The sequence below is a fragment of the Pseudarthrobacter sp. J1763 genome (genome assembly GCF_050490295.1).
Lineage (GTDB): Bacteria > Actinomycetota > Actinomycetes > Actinomycetales > Micrococcaceae > JBNPEO01.
The window spans coordinates 66,342-81,039 of sequence record NZ_JBNPEN010000003.1; the positions used below are offsets into that span (position 1 = coordinate 66,342).

A 14,698-nucleotide genomic window follows, 5' to 3' on the forward strand; every position below is an offset into this window, starting at 1 on the left:
CGATGACTGAAATCACTACAGAAAAGGCGCGCATCGGCGCCCCCTCAGCACAGCCGTTTATTGACGGTTTTACCGAAGAAGGCGAGAGCCTTTCTCCGATCAACGTGGACAAATCTGCGGACGCTTCGGCACCGGCGGCTAATGCCCCCGTGGCAGGCCCTCTAGGTGGCGCATCGTCTAAGAGCCACTCCCACGGTGGCGGCGTTGGAATCCCGGACAGCTCACGCGCTGGCCGCCTGACGTCCTACAAGCTCAACGACTTCAAGGCGTTGACTGGTATGGAAGAAGACTGGCGCTTTACACCGTTGAAGCGTCTGCGTGGTTTGCACACTGATGCTTTGACAGGTGCTGCACCTGTTGTTGAGGTAACAGCACCCGAGGGTGTCATCGTGGAAACGGTTGACCGCACGGACGCTCGCATTGGATCAGCGGCAATCCCGGAGGACCGTGTCTCAGCCAATGCGTGGGAAAACTTCGCTCAGGCAACCGTCATCACCATCCCTAAAGAGCACGTCGCCAGCGGCGAGGTCTCCGTGGTGGTTACCGGTGCCGGCACTGACCCCGCGGCTTCGCACCTGCTGATTGTTGCTGAGCAGTTCTCCAAGGCCACCATCGTTCTTGAACACCATGGCTCGGCAGTTTTGTCCGAGAACGTGGAAATTCTGGTTAAGGACGGTGCAGATCTGACCGTCATTTCCTTGCAGGAATGGGAAGACGATGCTGTTCACGCGTCTTCGCAGCAGGCCAAGCTAGGCCGTGATGCCAAGTTCAAGCACATTGTGGTGAGCTTGGGCGGCGATCTGGTTCGCCTGACTCCTTCAGCTCGTTTCACTGGTACTGGCGCAGAGGCACAGCTCTTCGGGCTGTACTTTGCTGATGCTGGCCAGCACTTGGAACAGCGTTTGTTCGTTGATCACGCAGTGGCTAACTGCAAGTCCAACGTTTTGTACAAGGGTGCTCTTCAGGGCCGTAACGCCCACACCGTATGGGTTGGCGACGTGCTCATCCGTAAGGAAGCTGAAGGCACTGATACTTACGAGGCAAACCGTAACCTGGTCCTGACGGATGGGGCGCGCGCCGATTCGGTACCTAACCTTGAAATTGAGACGGGTCTCATTGAAGGTGCCGGACACGCAAGTGCAACCGGTCGGTTCGACGACGAGCACTTGTTCTACCTCATGGCTCGCGGTATCTCTGAGGAAGTTGCACGCCGCTTGGTGGTACGCGGCTTCTTGAACGAGATCATTCAGCAGATCCACGTCCCGGCGCTTGAAGAACGACTCACCGAAGCCGTAGAGCGCGAACTCGCCGCAAGCGAAAACTAGAACAGGCAAGGACTGCGATTATGGGCGAAAAGCCAAGCGGTGAGTTGGTCTGCAAGGCAAGCGAGATTCAGGTAAAGCAAGCGTTGCGCATCCTGATCAATGACTTCCCGGTAGCAATCGTCAAAGATTCCATGGGCCAGATCCATGCCATCGGCGACACTTGCTCGCACGCAGATGTTTCGCTCTCCGAGGGTGAAGTTGAAGGTTGCACGATTGAATGCTGGGGCCACGGTTCACAGTTCGATCTGCGAAGCGGTGCTCCGCTGCAACTTCCTGCCTATGATCCGGTTCCTGTTTTCGCCGTCGAAATTCTCGACGACGAGGTGTACGTGGACGTTACAAGTGTCCTCAACGGCGCACCGCTCACGAACTTCTAGGTGACCGCCGAAGAGGCGATCACCAAGTTTTCAATATTTTTCGACTGACCCAGAAGAAAGAACAGCATGTCTACTCTTGAAATCAAGGACCTGCACGTCAGCATTGACGTCGAGCAGGGCACCAAAGAAATCCTCAAGGGCGTTAGCCTCGTCATCAACACGGGCGAAACCCACGCAATTATGGGCCCCAACGGCTCGGGCAAGTCCACCTTGGCATCCACCATCGCCGGACACCCGCGCTATAACGTCACTTCCGGTTCCATCACTTTGGATGGCGAAGACGTTCTGGCAATGAGCGTTGACGAGCGTGCCCGGGCTGGCCTGTTCCTCGCCATGCAGTACCCGGTTGAGGTCCCTGGCGTTTCCATGACCAACTTTTTGCGCACCGCCAAGACTGCTATCGATGGCACGGCTCCGGCTCTTCGTACCTGGACCAAGGACGTCAAGGCTGCCATGGACAAGTTGCGCATCGACGCTGACTTTGCACAGCGCAACGTCAACGAGGGTTTCTCCGGTGGTGAGAAGAAGCGCGTTGAGATCTTGCAGCTTGAGCTCTTCGGCCCCAAGTTCGCCATTCTGGACGAGACTGACTCTGGCTTGGACGTTGACGCACTCAAGATCGTCTCGGAGGGTGTGAACCGCGCTCACTCCAAGGGCGAGATGGGCACCTTGCTCATCACCCACTACACCCGCATCTTGCGCTACATCAAGCCCGAGTTCGTCCACGTATTCGTAGACGGCAAGGTTGTAGAGCAGGGTGGCCCCGAGCTCGCAGACCGCTTGGAAGACGAAGGCTACGACCGCTACCTTCCCGGTGCCGGCGCTGCGAGCGTTCCCGAAGCTGCTGCGGCTCAGGCCTAAGGAACTGAGATGACTGAAGTCAATGCAGCGCAGACGTCCCTTGAGGACGTTGAAGAAGCGCTAAAGGACGTGATTGACCCCGAACTCGGTGTCAACGTGGTGGACTTGGGCCTTCTCTATGGCCTCAAGTACTCCGAAGAAGACGGCGCTCTGCTGATCGACATGACACTCACCACTGCAGCATGCCCCTTGACCGATGTGCTCGAAGAGCAGGTTGGTAAGGCCCTTGAATCCATCGTGGATGATTGGCGCCTGAACTGGGTATGGATGCCGCCTTGGGGTCCGGAGCGGATCACTGATGACGGCAAAGACCAGATGCGGGCCCTCGGCTTCAACATCTAAGCATCACCAGCGTTAAAGTACGACGGCGGCCTGTGACCAAAGATTCTTTGGTCACCGGCCGCCGTCGTACTTGTTTAAGTTTCCTGCCTAGAGCGTTGTGGTGCTGAAGGTGTTGCACTTGTTGATATCGCCAGTGCTGTAACCCTGGTAATACCAACGCTGGCGCTGAGCACTTGACCCGTGTGTCCACGACTCCGGGTTCGTTTGGCCGGTGGCTGCCTTCTGAATCCGGTCGTCACCAACTGCCTGTGCTGCCGAGAGCGCGTCGTTGAGGTCTTGCTTAGTGAGCGCTTCCAAATAGGGGGTGCCAGTATTGGGGTCTTTTTGAGTGGTTGCGTAACGCGTCCAGATTCCCGCGTAGCAATCTGCTTGGAGTTCTGTGCGAACGGCAGCCGACTGGGCGCCCTGAGGATCCTGCTGGGCCGCGCCCAAGTCACCCAGAATGTCCTGGACGTGGTGCCCAAACTCATGTGCCACCACGTACTCCTGAGCCAATGGTCCACCTGAGGAACCAAAGCGGGTGACCAATTCGTCAAAGAAGCCTGGATCAAAGTACGCAGTGACGTCTGTGGGGCAGTAGAAAGGTCCCACATCTGAGGTAGCCGCTCCACAACCGGTGTTGGTTTGGCCGTCAAAAATCACTGTCTTGGGTTGCGTGTACTTCACGTTGTATTTCGCTAGGTAGGCCGGCCAGAAGGCGTTGAGGCTGTTCACCGTGCCAGTGATACGGCAGTCCACGCGCTGATCGGCTTGGGCGCCGGTTTTGCACTCAGCGGTACTGCCAGCACCGGTGTTTTGTACCACCGGACCGGAATCGCCAGAACCAGTGAGGCCGTCTAGCAGCCCTGGGTTAATACCGAGCAGGCTCAAAACAAGCACCAGAATGCCGCCACCAATGCCACCGCCGATCTTTGTCCCGCGGCCCATGCCGCCACCACCACCGCGTCGGTCTTCCACTTGGGTTGGGTCCAGTTGGACCCCGTCATTGAAGCTCATAAAGTCACAATAGCCGGTGGGCCCCACTGAGCGCGTTACTCTGCAGCTAAAATTGCGGAATGCCTTTCCTGAACCGCCTCCGGCGCTGGAGCCAAGAGCGTGCAAGCGCGCCAGCCGTGGCCATTGGCGATTCTCGTTGGAGCTGGGAGCAATTGGTTGAGCAAGCCACTCTGCGGCTGAGTTCTGAGCCGCTGACTATCCTTGAGTCAGAGAACTCCCTAGACTTTGTGGCCCGCTGGGTCGCTGGGGTAGCAGGAAGTGGTGTTTGCGCTGTTCTGGACCCCAAAAGCCCTGCTACAGTGACCGAACAGATACGCGTCAAACTTTCCGAGGTCAGGGCTTCAGCGGATGGTAGCTCTCCTGGGAATCCACCCACAGGAACGTTTGAAGATGGTCCCGCGGGAAGCCCGTTTTTGATTGGTTTGACGTCCGGAACTGCCTCGGTCCCCAAAGGGTTTTTGCGTTCACGCGGTTCATGGCAGGCATCGTTTGACTCGTCGATCAACTTTTTTGGTCTGCGTGACAGTGACAGGACTCTCGCTCCGGGCCCACTGTATTCAAGCTTGAATCTTTATGCGCTTTCTGAGTGCCTTTATGCTGGCTCACCGTTCTTTGGGCTCGATGTCTTTGATGTTGGCGAGGCGCATGCGTCAATTGTTTATGACGGCATCACCCGGCTTGTTGTGGCTCCCACGGCTCTGCGCCTTTTGAGCGAGCGCGGCATTCAAGGTTCTGTTGACGCTTCTTCGCTGCGCACCATTGTGTGTGCCGGTGCCAAACTTGATGCGCGCACCCTGGATGCCGCACGCCGCTGGGCACCCAACGCCGACATCTTTGAGTATTACGGTGCAGCAGAGCTGAGCTTTGTCAGCGGTACCCGAACACCGGCGGGCCCAGCGGGGGATGGCCCCGTGCCGGCGTCGCTATTGGGCGAACCTTTCCCCGGTGTTGAGCTTCGAATTCAGGACGACGACGGGACACCAGTACCGCCTGGCACTGAAGGCAGCATCGCGGTGCGTAGCCCAATGATCAGCGACGGTTATTTGTGGGGCGATGACGGACGAGCCTTCCGACGAAACGGTGACTGGGCCACAGTAGGGGACAGAGGCTACATAGGCGAGGATGGTCTCCACTTTTTGGGCCGATCATCAGACATGATGAACTCCGCTGGGCGCAATGTTTATCCGCAAGAAGTGGAAGTGGCACTGAGCTCACTTCCGGGTGTTGAAGCAGCCGTTGTGACGTCAGTCAAGGATGAAATGCGCGGCGAACGCATCATTGCTGCGATTGTTCCTTCGCACGGCGCCGTGAGTGCCGCGCAACTGCGCCTTGGGCTCGATTCGGTTCTGGACAAGTCCAAACAACCACTCCAGTTTTATTCGCTGAGCACCTTGCCGTTGACCGATCGAGGCAAAGTCAGCCGTGCTATTTTGCGCGAGTGGGTTACTAACAACGCATCATTACTGAGGCTCCTGTTGTGACGCGGTTCCCTGCTGCTGTTCAGCAACCTTTAGCTGGGGACCCGCAGCGAATCCCTGTAGTGGTGGCCGGACTACGCACTCCCATCTGCCGCGCCGGCGGCCAACTGCGGAACGTCAAGGTCCACGAGCTTATGGCAGCCGTGTGGGAAGGACTCCTCAACACCACTGACATTCCCGGCACGAGCATCACAGAAGTCCTTATGGGCAATGCTGTGGGCGGCAGCGGTAACCCGGCCAGGCTGTCACTTTTAGAAGCCGGGATACCTCCATCAGTTCCTGCTCTCACGGTAGACCGGCAGTGCACCTCCGGGCTGGACGCGATCGTTATGGCTGCCCGGTACATTCAAGCTGGCGCTGGGGAAATCTACCTGGCTGGTGGCGGCGAGAGCATCTCAACTGCTCCACTTCGTGCCACACGCGGAGCAGACAATTCTTTGACGCCGTATTCGCGGGCACAATTTGCACCAATTGCCGCCGATGGAAGCGGGGATCCAGACATGGGCATTGCTGCGGAGAACGTTGCAGTATTTTCGAAAATCTCGCGGCAGTCCCAAGACGAATTCGCTTTGAGGAGCCATCAGCACGCTCTTGAATCGATCACTCGCGGTACGTTCGCGGGAGAAACTACCCAGGGTCAGTGGTGCCTCGCGCATGACGACGGTCCACGAGCGAGTCTCACCGCTGGAATTCTCAGTCGTTTTCCGCCCGCTTTTGTTTCAGGCGGGACGGTAACAGCAGGGAACTCATGTTTTGATGCCGACGCTGCTGCTGGCGTTCTGGTGATGTCCCTTGCACAAGCTCAACAATTTGGGATCAGTTCCGGCATGGTCTTTGTTGAAGCTGCAAGTGCCGGAGTTAGCCCGGAACTACTAGGCCTAGGCGCAGCTGCAGCCGCCAAAAAACTTAGGGTCAGTGGGGGAATGGAGGACGAAAGTCATTGGCCGGCTGGTTCTCTGATCGAGTTCAACGAGGCATTTGCCGCTCAGACACTTGCTTGTTTGTATGAACTGGGCCTTGATCCTTCGCAGGCCAACCGTAGCGGTGGCGCTCTTGCCCTAGGCCACGCCTACGGTGCATCAGGAGCCATCCTTGTAGTGCGATTAATGTCCCAGCTCCACCACAACCGTATAAACGGTCAGGAAGCACTCGCGTTGATGAGCGGGGCAGGTGGATTGGGAGTGGCCGCCCACTTTCAGTACGCACTGGATCTCGCTGCGATCTAGTCACCCAAACTGCTAGTCACCCAGACCCCGGGCGGCGAGTGCTTCGCCAGTACGCCGTGCGTAAGCCACAGCAGTAATAAAGGTGGGAAGCAGAAGAGCACGCGGGCTGCGTTCAAGCCCCCGAGCACGAGCTGCATCCCGCACCTGGGCAAACGTTCCTAGTAGGTAGGGGATGCTGCGGAGCATAATCGCAACGGCCAGGGCGAACCTTTCTGGGTCTGCACCGAGGCGTTGAAACGGCTTCGCAGCGGAGACCAACCCATCAATCAGCACTGTCAAAGGCGTTGTTGCTGTCAAAATCGCAGCGCACACCACACACAGAAAAATGTTCAGCACTATGGTGGCAGCCGCGGCTAAGCCGATCTGCCACCACTGGATCACACCAATCAACACCAGCACCACCCCAGAGGTCACAACTAAGCGCCCTAAACTACGTAGCCCCATCCCGGAACTCAGAAACGCTAGCAGAGCAAGCAGCACTAGTCCGCCGCTGATCAAGGGATCCCGCACCACAAAAGTGCACAACCCGGCCGCCACGCAGCCCAAGACCTTCGCCCACAACGGTGCTCTGTGCAACCAAGACGTGCCAGGAACGTAGTTGCCTATAGCTAAAGAGCGGGGGTTCATCCAGCACCACACAAGTGACGGTAAAAGTCCACGCCTGCTGAAGGGACGCCGTCGAACACTACGGTTCCGTTCTCAACCACCAGAACCCGATCCATATCAGTAGCGAGCTCCAAATCGTGAGTGGAAACGATGAGTTGTTGGGGGAGCGCGGACAGTGTTCGGCGAAGTAGCTCACGGTTGCGTAGGTCTAGAAGTGTGGATGGTTCGTCCAAAACAACCACCTCAGGTTCGGTGGCCAACACTGAGGCTAGCGCCATGAGCTGGCGTTCACCTCCGGAGAGTTCATACACGCTCTGATCGGCGAGCCGGCTGAGCCCAAAACGCTCCAGAACGGCCTTTGCTTGTTCACGCCTATCGTCAATGCGACGGTGCTTTTTCCGTAGAGATAATTCGATATCTTCACGCCCAGTGGGCATCACCAGTTGAGACAGAGGATCGGTGAAAACAAAACCAACAACTTCCCGTATGGCGCGCCCGTGCCGTTGTGTGTCCAAGGAATCCACCATCACCCGCCCGGACGTTGGCAGTACCAAGCCGTTGACCATACGCAGGAGCGTTGATTTGCCGGAACCATTGGCCCCAATCACGGCCGTCCTAGAATTGCTCAGTTCCAGTGAAATCTTGGACAAAACGGTTTTATACCCCGCGTAAACATCTGAGGCTGCTGGTCTTTTGTTGGACGCAGGGTCCAGCGGAATACTCAGCGAGATGTCCTCAAAGGAAATTTTCGGCATAGATTACTGGGCGTCCTGAGCAAGCCTGGCGTTTTCGCCATTACGGTGTTGCTTGCTTTTCCGCAACGAAGGCTGGACCAATACATCCGGGAAAGCCCTGTGCAGTGCTGTGGCAACCACTGCGGCGAGAATGTTTTTGATCACATCGCCCGGGTAAAAAACAAGGTCGGAAAGAAATGCCTGGCCAAGAGTCGCTTTGGTATTGATAGCGATCCCTAGAGAACCCAAAGTGTGGATCAAAAGGATGCTGCTAAGAATGCCGCAGGCGAAGAGCCACAGCACCCTAGGGGTGAGGCCGCGGCGGAGAACATAGCTGGCAAAGAATCCGGCCAGAGCAGCCGCAAAGGGGAAAGCGATGATGTAGCCAGCCGACGGGCCTGCTAGAACGCCTAAACCTGCGCGGCCCATACTGAAAATTGGCACCCCTGCCAGTCCCAGCAAAACATAAAGACACACGGCGGCAAAAGCCCGCGGTCCGCCCAAGACCATTCCCGTTAACAACACGGCAAAGGTCTGCAGAGTGATGGGCACACCTACTCCCCCCAGGGGGATGCCCGGAACGGCAACTGAGGCGGCAACGATGGCAGCAAAGACAGCGATAAGCGCCAAGTCTTTGGCACGAGAAGTGGAATCGGTCACGGAAGTCCTGTCCAAAAAAACTGTGTTCATGGGGTAAAAACGTTCTAAACACGAGGTTATGTGGCTATGACACAACGCACTTTGTAGAACAACTACTAAGGGATGGTCCCCAGTCTGGAGTGAACAGACACATGTGGCCGGTAGACTTGTACAGGCCGTCCTCCGGCACCATCCCTTTGAAAGGCTCGTTCTGTAGTGATTACTGTCCAAGATCTTGAATTGCGCGCCGGCGCCCGGCTGCTGATGGATCAGGTCAGCTTCCGGATCGACAAAGGCGACAAGATTGGTCTGGTGGGCCGTAACGGTGCCGGTAAGACCACATTAACCAGGGTGCTCGCTGGTGAAGGTCTTCCCGCGGCAGGAAAAGTCACTCGTTCCGGCGAAATTGGCTACTTGCCGCAGGACCCACGTACGCCTGACATGGAGCAGCTGGCCCGGGATCGTATTTTGGCAGCCCGTGGCTTGGATGTTGCGGTGGCCAAACTGCGGGTTGCACAAGAGGAAATGGCCAGCGAGGATGAGGCAGTCCAGCGCAAGGCCATGAACGCCTACGACCGTCTGGAATCAGAGTTCCTCTCGGCTGGTGGATACGCTGCCGAGGCTGAAGCCGCAGCCATTTGCTCTAACCTTGCTCTGCCGGACAGGATCCTGAACCAGCCGCTGAAGACGCTCTCTGGTGGTCAGCGTCGCCGCGTGGAATTGGCACGGATTTTGTACTCGGATGCTGAGACAATGCTTCTTGATGAACCAACTAACCACCTTGATGCTGACTCCATCGCTTGGTTGCGTGATTTCCTCAAGAATCACCAAGGTGGTCTGATTGTGATCAGCCACGATACTGAGCTCCTTGAAGCCACTGTTAACAAGGTTTTCCTCCTGGACGCTAACCGCGCTCAGATCGACTTTTACAACATGGACTGGAAGCGTTATTTGCTCCAGCGCGAGACTGACGAACGTGCGCGCCGTCGCGAACGCGCCAACGCGGAGAAGAAGGCTCAGGTCCTCTTTGACCAGGCCAACAAGATGCGTGCCAAAGCCACCAAGGCTGTTGCAGCGCAGAACATGGCCAAGCGCGCCGAGCGTTTACTCAGCGGTTTGGAAGCAGTCCGGGAAAACGATCGGGTTGCAGCGTTGCGCTTCCCTGATCCTTCACCCTGTGGCAAAACACCTCTCACCGCTGAAGGCTTGAGCAAAACCTACGGTTCGCTTGAAATCTTTACCAACGTGGATCTTGCGATTGACCGCGGTTCCAAGGTGGTCATCTTAGGACTCAATGGTGCCGGTAAAACCACTTTGCTGCGCATGCTTGCAGGGGTGGACAAGCCGGACACCGGCAAGGTGGTTGCTGGTCACGGCCTGAAGATCGGCTACTACGCTCAGGAACACGACACTCTGGACGTAAACCGTTCCGTGCTTGAGAACATGCGCTCCTCGGCGCCGGATATGCAAGACTCGGAGGTGCGAGGCATCCTAGGTTCCTTCTTGTTTTCCGGAGACGACGTAGACAAACCCGCTGGCGTTCTCTCCGGTGGTGAGAAAACGCGTTTGGCACTGGCCACCATTGTGGCCTCGAGCGCAAACGTACTACTGCTCGATGAGCCTACTAACAACTTGGACCCGGCCAGCCGCGCCGAGATCTTGGGCGCGCTGCGGAACTATAGTGGCGCCGTCGTACTGGTTAGCCACGATGAAGGCGCTGTTGAAGCCCTTAACCCAGAGCGTGTGGTCCTCCTGCCGGACGGTGTGGAAGACCACTGGAACCAGGATTACCTGGATCTCATCACCCTGGCCTAAAGGCCGCTTTCAGGAACTTTTAGAACCCCTGCGCGTCGAGGAGAGCATCTTCTTCTTCCTCGGCCGTGGGGCGTTTTCCTTTACGAGCAGATGACGGCTTTGAATTCCAGTTCCGTGATGCACGCGCCTCATGGACGTACCCAGTCTTGCCATTGGCTGCTTCTTCAGCGTCCAGTGCATCCAGTGCTGCGTTTTTGACCTGCTGACGCGCCGCATAACCAAAGGCAACAAACATCAGCACACCAAAAGCGAACCACTGCAAGGAATAGGACAAGTGCGTTCCCTCATCCACGGATGGCATGGGGAACGGTGAAGGCATCTGCGCAACCGCAGGGGATTCGCTAGCCAGCTGCCCGTAGGCTCCGGTCAGTACCGGGTAGCCCAGTTGGCGGGCGTAATCTGGCAGGTCAATTGAAGCGATTTGGCCAGCTGGTGCGCCGCGGTTGAGTGCCGGCTCGCCGGGTTTCAAACGTACGACGACGGTAACCTCGCCTGAGGGCGGTGCTGGAATCGAGTCCGGGCGGCCAGCCTCACGGTTACCGATGGGCAACCACCCACGGTCCACAATCACTGTGTTGCCGTCAGCGGTCTTAAATGGCACCACTACTTCGTAGCCAGGCTGGCCATTGAGCGGACGGTTGCGCACCACGCGGGTGCCGGCAACGTCATAGTGACCCTGCAATTTAACTTGAGTCCATTCCCGGGCGGGATCTAACTGCTTGAACTGCTCTTTAGCGGCGCTGAACTCGATAGGAGTTGCCGAATAGTTCTGGGTAATACGTTCAATTCCGGCAAGCGTCTCGGCGCGCCGGTCCATTTGCCAACGGCCCAAAAAGACACAGGCTGTGGCGAAGATCAGAGCAAGCACAAAGTAGCCCACCCACTTGCTGGAAAAAAGAAAGCGGTACATTCAGGCCTTCGACTCTTGCGGGGTCACAGGAATTGTTTCCTTCCATAGCCCCCGGGTTTGCAAATAATCTTCGAGCCATGCGCGGTGATCCTGGCATGCCAGCCAAATCTTACGACGCTCAGGTGTGTGAATCTTGGGGTTATTCCACAAGAGTTGCCAATCGGCCGCAGCCTTGCAGCCTTTGCGTGAGCAACGTTGATCTTCAACGGCCGTTCTGCCCGCTGAAACGGATGACTTGGGCTGGCCGCTCGGAGGCAGCATGTCGAAGAGGTTCATAGCCCGGACTTCCCCGTGGTCTTATCCGTGATCTTATCGGTGGTCTTATCCGTGGGCTGGTCGTCGCTGGGCACAATTTCACCAATGAGCGTCTCGGGAGTGGGTATGGGCTCGTCCGTAAAAGATGTTGCAGTGGGGGTCAGTGGGGAATCGAGTTCCCGCTGTGGAACCGCGTCAAGGAGGGAGTCGCTAAGCACTTCGGCTTTGTCTCCACCGTTGGCAATAACCACGGCGAACCATGGCAAAAACACGGCGCCAGCTACCATCAGAATCTTGAACCAGCCGTCCACCACAAAGATCAGGCCGAGGCAAACGATACGGATTCCCATGGCAAGTGCGTAACGAATCATTCGTTGGCGCATTTCCTCGGAATGGGCTGTGCCGGCGTCGGTAATTGTGTGGACAGCAATTTCTGGGTTGCCAGAATTGCCACTGCTCTTGTTGAACCTGCTGTGTTGCGGACTCACGACTAAAAATTCACACTCCAAAGGACATGTTCATTCTCTCACCAGTGACCTTGAGGCCAAAAACCCGTGGGCAGATAGGATTCAGTGCGAAAGACTTTTCTGCTGGGACCATGCCAAGGGCATAGGTTTCGGTGGGCACCATGAACACAAGAGTTGGAGACAGGTATGTCAGAGGCACAGCAAACGGGCCGGAGTGTATTGATCACTGGCGGCAACCGAGGGATCGGGCTAGCCATTGCCAAAGAGTTTTTGGCCAACGGTGACAAGGTTGCTGTGACCTTCCGCAGCCCCAGCGAATTACCCGAAGGCATTCTGGGCGTTCAAGCTGACGTTACGGACCAAGCGTCATTGGACGCTGCGTTCACTGAGGTTGAGGCTGCTCATGGCCCTGTAGAGGTATTGGTGGCCAACGCTGGCATCACCAAGGACACTCTCCTGCTGCGCATGAGCGAGGATGACTTCACCTCGGTGATCGACACGAATCTCAGCGGTGCATTTCGAGTGATTAAGCGCGCTTCCAAGGGCATGATCCGTATGCGCAAGGGAAGGGTTGTGTTGATCTCGTCCGTTTCCGGGTTGTATGGAGCACCCGGCCAAATCAATTACTCCGCTTCCAAGGCCGGGCTCCTAGGAATCGCCCGGTCGTTGACTCGCGAGCTCGGTTCCCGTGGGATCACCGCAAACGTGGTTGCTCCAGGCTTCATTCGTACTGATATGACTGCCGAGCTACCTGAGGAAACTCAGAAGCAGTACCTCTCCACAATTCCCGCTGGCCGCTACGCCGAAGCTGAAGAGGTGGCCAAGGTGGTGCGGTGGATCTCAAGCGATGAGGCTTCGTACATTTCCGGTGCTGTGATCCCGGTTGACGGTGGCCTTGGTATGGGTCACTGATTTCAAAAACTAGCTCAATACAATCCAAAACTTTTCAAGCCAACACGAAGGAGCCCACATGGGACTGCTCGATAACAAAACAGCAATTGTCACTGGATCATCTCGCGGAATTGGCGCCGATATTGCCAAGATCCTCGCCGGTGAAGGCGCTGCCGTCGTCGTTAATTACCGGCAGAAGGCACCGCGCGCCAACAAAGTTGTTGCCGAAATTCAGGCCGCTGGCGGCCGCGCTGCTGCTGTTGGTGCAGACCTCACCACCCAAGAGGGTGTTCAGGCTCTGGCAAGTGCCGCTATGGAGAACTTCGGTTCTTTGGACGTGCTGGTGCTGAACGCGTCTGGCGGTATGGAAACTGGTATGGGTGAGGATTACGCACTCAAGCTGAACCGTGATGCACAGATCAACATGCTTAACGCTGCTGTGCCGCTGATGCAGGAAGGCTCACGAGTGGTGTTTGTTACAAGCCACCAGGCGCACTTCATCAACAGCGTCCCCACCATGCCGGAATACGAGCCTGTGGCCCGCAGCAAGCGTGCAGGTGAAGACGCACTGCGTGAGCTGGTGCCCAACCTTGAGGACAAGGGCATCTCGCTAGTTGTGGTCTCCGGCGACATGATCGAAGGAACCGTCACGGCAACACTGCTGGACCGCTCCAACCCGGGTGCAATCGAAGCTCGCCGCGCACAGGCCGGCAAGTTGTATTCAGTTCAGGAATTCGCCGCCGAGGTAGCCGCAATGGTTACGGCAGACGTTGAATCCGGTCACACGGAATACGTCGGCGGAAACGATTACCGCGAAGCTGCAGCCGCCGCTGAAGCCGAAAAAGCAAACAGCGATGAGAGCAACTCAGACGCCAGCTAGGTAACGAACAACATCCAAGTCAGGGATGTTGATGGCAGCATCGGCGGCCGCGCGGACAGCGGGTTTAGCGTTAAACGCAACCCCCAGTCCCGCGGCCGCAAGCATATCCAAATCATTGGCGCCGTCACCAACGGCAATGGTGTTCTCGGCCGCGATACCAGCCGCTATTGAGTACTCGCGCAACATCCGTGCTTTGGTAGCGCGGTCAACGATGGCTCCACTGACCTGCCCGGTTAGCTGACTGTCAACGATCTCAAGGTCATTCGCTAGGTAATTTGTGATGCCCAGGTCTGCGGCGATCGGTGCCAAAATTTGGCTGAAGCCGCCCGAAACTAGTGCCACCACATGACCAGCCTGGTGGAATGCTTCAACCAGGCTCCTGGCCCCACGACTCAATACCACTTCATGGCGGACTTGATCCAGCACACTTTCAGGCAGGCCCGCCAAAACGGCAACCCGGGCTCGCAAGCTCTCCGCAAAATCAAGCTCTCCTTGCATGGCAGCTTCGGTGACTGCGGCAACCTCTTCCCGTTTGCCGGCGTAGGCGGCAATGAGTTCGATCACTTCTTGTTGGATCAGTGTGGAGTCCACATCCATGATCAAAAGTTTCCGCTCAGATTGACGCAAGGTGTTTGCCACCAAGGCAACATCAACCTCGCCAGTTGCGGAAGGTGCGACGGCGGAACGCAGCGCTGCGAGTGCTGTTGCCTCGTCTTGGGGGTGCTTGAGTTCCATGCTTACAAGGTCAAAAAACTCTGTTCTCTGACGCTTTTCCGGTTCAACAGTGGCCCCGGAAGCCATAAAAACAGCTTGAATCTGATTAATGTCAGCGGGGGAGACGGACGGACCATAAACGAGAGCGGTGAGCACAGAGGGCATGGCTGCAATCTTAGCGA

The 14,698-nt window shown here is 56.9% G+C and carries 17 protein-coding genes; 9 read left to right on the plus strand and 8 right to left on the minus strand.

Annotated elements, in window-relative coordinates:
* Positions 1-2 precede the first annotated feature (2 nt).
* The 4 genes from sufD to ACQQCD_RS03875 all read left to right on the plus strand — a co-directional run bounded on the left by sufD (position 3) and on the right by ACQQCD_RS03875 (position 2,905).
* Positions 3-1,325 (plus strand): Fe-S cluster assembly protein SufD, encoded by a 1,323-nt coding sequence (gene sufD / locus ACQQCD_RS03860; protein WP_430267087.1) that lies wholly within the window; start codon positions 3-5, stop codon positions 1,323-1,325.
* A 20-nt stretch (positions 1,326-1,345) separates the two neighbouring features.
* Complete coding sequence (locus ACQQCD_RS03865; protein ID WP_430267088.1) at positions 1,346-1,702, plus strand: non-heme iron oxygenase ferredoxin subunit; 357 nt, start codon at positions 1,346-1,348, stop codon at positions 1,700-1,702.
* A 66-nt stretch (positions 1,703-1,768) separates the two neighbouring features.
* Complete coding sequence (sufC, locus tag ACQQCD_RS03870) at positions 1,769-2,563, plus strand: Fe-S cluster assembly ATPase SufC (protein WP_430267089.1); 795 nt, start codon at positions 1,769-1,771, stop codon at positions 2,561-2,563.
* 9 nt (positions 2,564-2,572) lie between these two features.
* A complete protein-coding gene (locus ACQQCD_RS03875) occupies positions 2,573-2,905 on the plus strand; it encodes a metal-sulfur cluster assembly factor (RefSeq protein WP_430267090.1) in 333 nt (110 codons plus the stop codon).
* An 87-nt stretch (positions 2,906-2,992) separates the two neighbouring features.
* Here ACQQCD_RS03875 and ypfJ read toward each other — a convergent pair whose 3' ends face one another.
* On the minus strand, positions 2,993-3,901 hold the full coding sequence (gene ypfJ / locus ACQQCD_RS03880; protein ID WP_430267091.1) for a KPN_02809 family neutral zinc metallopeptidase: 909 nt from the start codon (positions 3,899-3,901) through the stop codon (positions 2,993-2,995).
* Positions 3,902-3,960: 59 nt separating this feature from the next.
* Between ypfJ and ACQQCD_RS03885 the strand changes: the two genes are divergently transcribed.
* Complete coding sequence (locus ACQQCD_RS03885) at positions 3,961-5,382, plus strand: class I adenylate-forming enzyme family protein (protein WP_430267092.1); 1,422 nt, start codon at positions 3,961-3,963, stop codon at positions 5,380-5,382.
* Positions 5,379-6,605, plus strand: coding sequence for a thiolase family protein (locus ACQQCD_RS03890; protein WP_430267093.1), 1,227 nt, complete (start codon positions 5,379-5,381; stop codon positions 6,603-6,605). Before ACQQCD_RS03885 ends, ACQQCD_RS03890 begins: the two co-directional genes overlap by 4 nt.
* A gap of 12 nt (positions 6,606-6,617) precedes the next feature.
* On the opposite strand, the gene ACQQCD_RS03895 is transcribed toward ACQQCD_RS03890, so the two are convergent.
* From ACQQCD_RS03895 to ACQQCD_RS03905, 3 genes are read right to left on the minus strand one after another with little or no spacing between them, the layout of a single operon-like run.
* On the minus strand, positions 6,618-7,232 hold the full coding sequence (locus ACQQCD_RS03895) for an energy-coupling factor transporter transmembrane component T family protein (protein WP_430267094.1): 615 nt from the start codon (positions 7,230-7,232) through the stop codon (positions 6,618-6,620).
* Entirely contained in the window at positions 7,229-7,966 is a 738-nt protein-coding gene (locus ACQQCD_RS03900) for an energy-coupling factor ABC transporter ATP-binding protein (RefSeq protein WP_430267095.1), read from the minus strand. Before ACQQCD_RS03900 ends, ACQQCD_RS03895 begins: the two co-directional genes overlap by 4 nt.
* Before the next feature lie 3 nt (positions 7,967-7,969).
* Complete coding sequence (locus ACQQCD_RS03905) at positions 7,970-8,635, minus strand: biotin transporter BioY (protein WP_430267096.1); 666 nt, start codon at positions 8,633-8,635, stop codon at positions 7,970-7,972.
* A gap of 165 nt (positions 8,636-8,800) precedes the next feature.
* Here ACQQCD_RS03905 and ACQQCD_RS03910 point away from each other — a divergent pair, with 165 nt between their 5' ends.
* On the plus strand, positions 8,801-10,399 hold the full coding sequence (locus ACQQCD_RS03910; RefSeq protein ID WP_430267097.1) for an ABC-F family ATP-binding cassette domain-containing protein: 1,599 nt from the start codon (positions 8,801-8,803) through the stop codon (positions 10,397-10,399).
* 19 nt (positions 10,400-10,418) lie between these two features.
* Here the strand turns inward: ACQQCD_RS03910 and ACQQCD_RS03915 are convergent, their stop codons facing one another.
* Genes ACQQCD_RS03915 through ACQQCD_RS03925 form a run of 3 tightly spaced genes read right to left on the minus strand, consistent with a single transcriptional unit; the run spans position 10,419 to position 12,052 of the window.
* Complete coding sequence (locus ACQQCD_RS03915; protein ID WP_430267098.1) at positions 10,419-11,309, minus strand: SURF1 family cytochrome oxidase biogenesis protein; 891 nt, start codon at positions 11,307-11,309, stop codon at positions 10,419-10,421.
* Positions 11,310-11,585: a hypothetical protein gene (locus tag ACQQCD_RS03920; RefSeq protein ID WP_430267099.1), complete on the minus strand. Its 276-nt coding sequence runs from the start codon at positions 11,583-11,585 to the stop codon at positions 11,310-11,312. It abuts the gene before it with no gap.
* On the minus strand, positions 11,582-12,052 hold the full coding sequence (locus ACQQCD_RS03925; RefSeq protein WP_430267100.1) for a DUF3099 domain-containing protein: 471 nt from the start codon (positions 12,050-12,052) through the stop codon (positions 11,582-11,584). The genes ACQQCD_RS03920 and ACQQCD_RS03925 overlap by 4 nt, the downstream gene beginning before the upstream one ends.
* A gap of 165 nt (positions 12,053-12,217) precedes the next feature.
* Between ACQQCD_RS03925 and ACQQCD_RS03930 the strand changes: the two genes are divergently transcribed.
* Together ACQQCD_RS03930 and ACQQCD_RS03935 are read left to right on the plus strand one after the other, a co-directional pair.
* A complete protein-coding gene (locus ACQQCD_RS03930; RefSeq protein WP_430267101.1) occupies positions 12,218-12,943 on the plus strand; it encodes a beta-ketoacyl-ACP reductase in 726 nt (241 codons plus the stop codon).
* A 58-nt stretch (positions 12,944-13,001) separates the two neighbouring features.
* Complete coding sequence (locus ACQQCD_RS03935; RefSeq protein WP_430267102.1) at positions 13,002-13,802, plus strand: SDR family oxidoreductase; 801 nt, start codon at positions 13,002-13,004, stop codon at positions 13,800-13,802.
* Here ACQQCD_RS03935 and serB read toward each other — a convergent pair.
* Positions 13,788-14,681: a phosphoserine phosphatase SerB gene (serB, locus tag ACQQCD_RS03940; RefSeq protein WP_430267103.1), complete on the minus strand. Its 894-nt coding sequence runs from the start codon at positions 14,679-14,681 to the stop codon at positions 13,788-13,790. The genes ACQQCD_RS03935 and serB overlap by 15 nt on opposite strands.
* Between the last annotated feature and the right edge of the window lie 17 nt (positions 14,682-14,698).

Bases quoted from the DNA above. Each gene is read 5' to 3' on its own strand.
- ypfJ (WP_430267091.1), bottom strand. From the start codon at position 3,901: ATGAGCTTCAATGACGGGGTCCAACTGGACCCAACCCAAGTGGAAGAC.
- ACQQCD_RS03930 (WP_430267101.1), top strand. From the start codon at position 12,218: ATGTCAGAGGCACAGCAAACGGGCCGGAGTGTATTGATCACTGGCGGC.
- ACQQCD_RS03935 (WP_430267102.1), top strand. From the start codon at position 13,002: ATGGGACTGCTCGATAACAAAACAGCAATTGTCACTGGATCATCTCGC.
- ACQQCD_RS03905 (WP_430267096.1), bottom strand. From the start codon at position 8,635: ATGAACACAGTTTTTTTGGACAGGACTTCCGTGACCGATTCCACTTCT.
- sufD (WP_430267087.1), top strand. From the start codon at position 3: ATGACTGAAATCACTACAGAAAAGGCGCGCATCGGCGCCCCCTCAGCA.
- ACQQCD_RS03885 (WP_430267092.1), top strand. From the start codon at position 3,961: ATGCCTTTCCTGAACCGCCTCCGGCGCTGGAGCCAAGAGCGTGCAAGC.
- ACQQCD_RS03900 (WP_430267095.1), bottom strand. From the start codon at position 7,966: ATGCCGAAAATTTCCTTTGAGGACATCTCGCTGAGTATTCCGCTGGAC.
- sufC (WP_430267089.1), top strand. From the start codon at position 1,769: ATGTCTACTCTTGAAATCAAGGACCTGCACGTCAGCATTGACGTCGAG.
- ACQQCD_RS03875 (WP_430267090.1), top strand. From the start codon at position 2,573: ATGACTGAAGTCAATGCAGCGCAGACGTCCCTTGAGGACGTTGAAGAA.
- ACQQCD_RS03865 (WP_430267088.1), top strand. From the start codon at position 1,346: ATGGGCGAAAAGCCAAGCGGTGAGTTGGTCTGCAAGGCAAGCGAGATT.
- ACQQCD_RS03915 (WP_430267098.1), bottom strand. From the start codon at position 11,309: ATGTACCGCTTTCTTTTTTCCAGCAAGTGGGTGGGCTACTTTGTGCTT.
- ACQQCD_RS03920 (WP_430267099.1), bottom strand. From the start codon at position 11,585: ATGAACCTCTTCGACATGCTGCCTCCGAGCGGCCAGCCCAAGTCATCC.
- serB (WP_430267103.1), bottom strand. From the start codon at position 14,681: ATGCCCTCTGTGCTCACCGCTCTCGTTTATGGTCCGTCCGTCTCCCCC.
- ACQQCD_RS03895 (WP_430267094.1), bottom strand. From the start codon at position 7,232: ATGAACCCCCGCTCTTTAGCTATAGGCAACTACGTTCCTGGCACGTCT.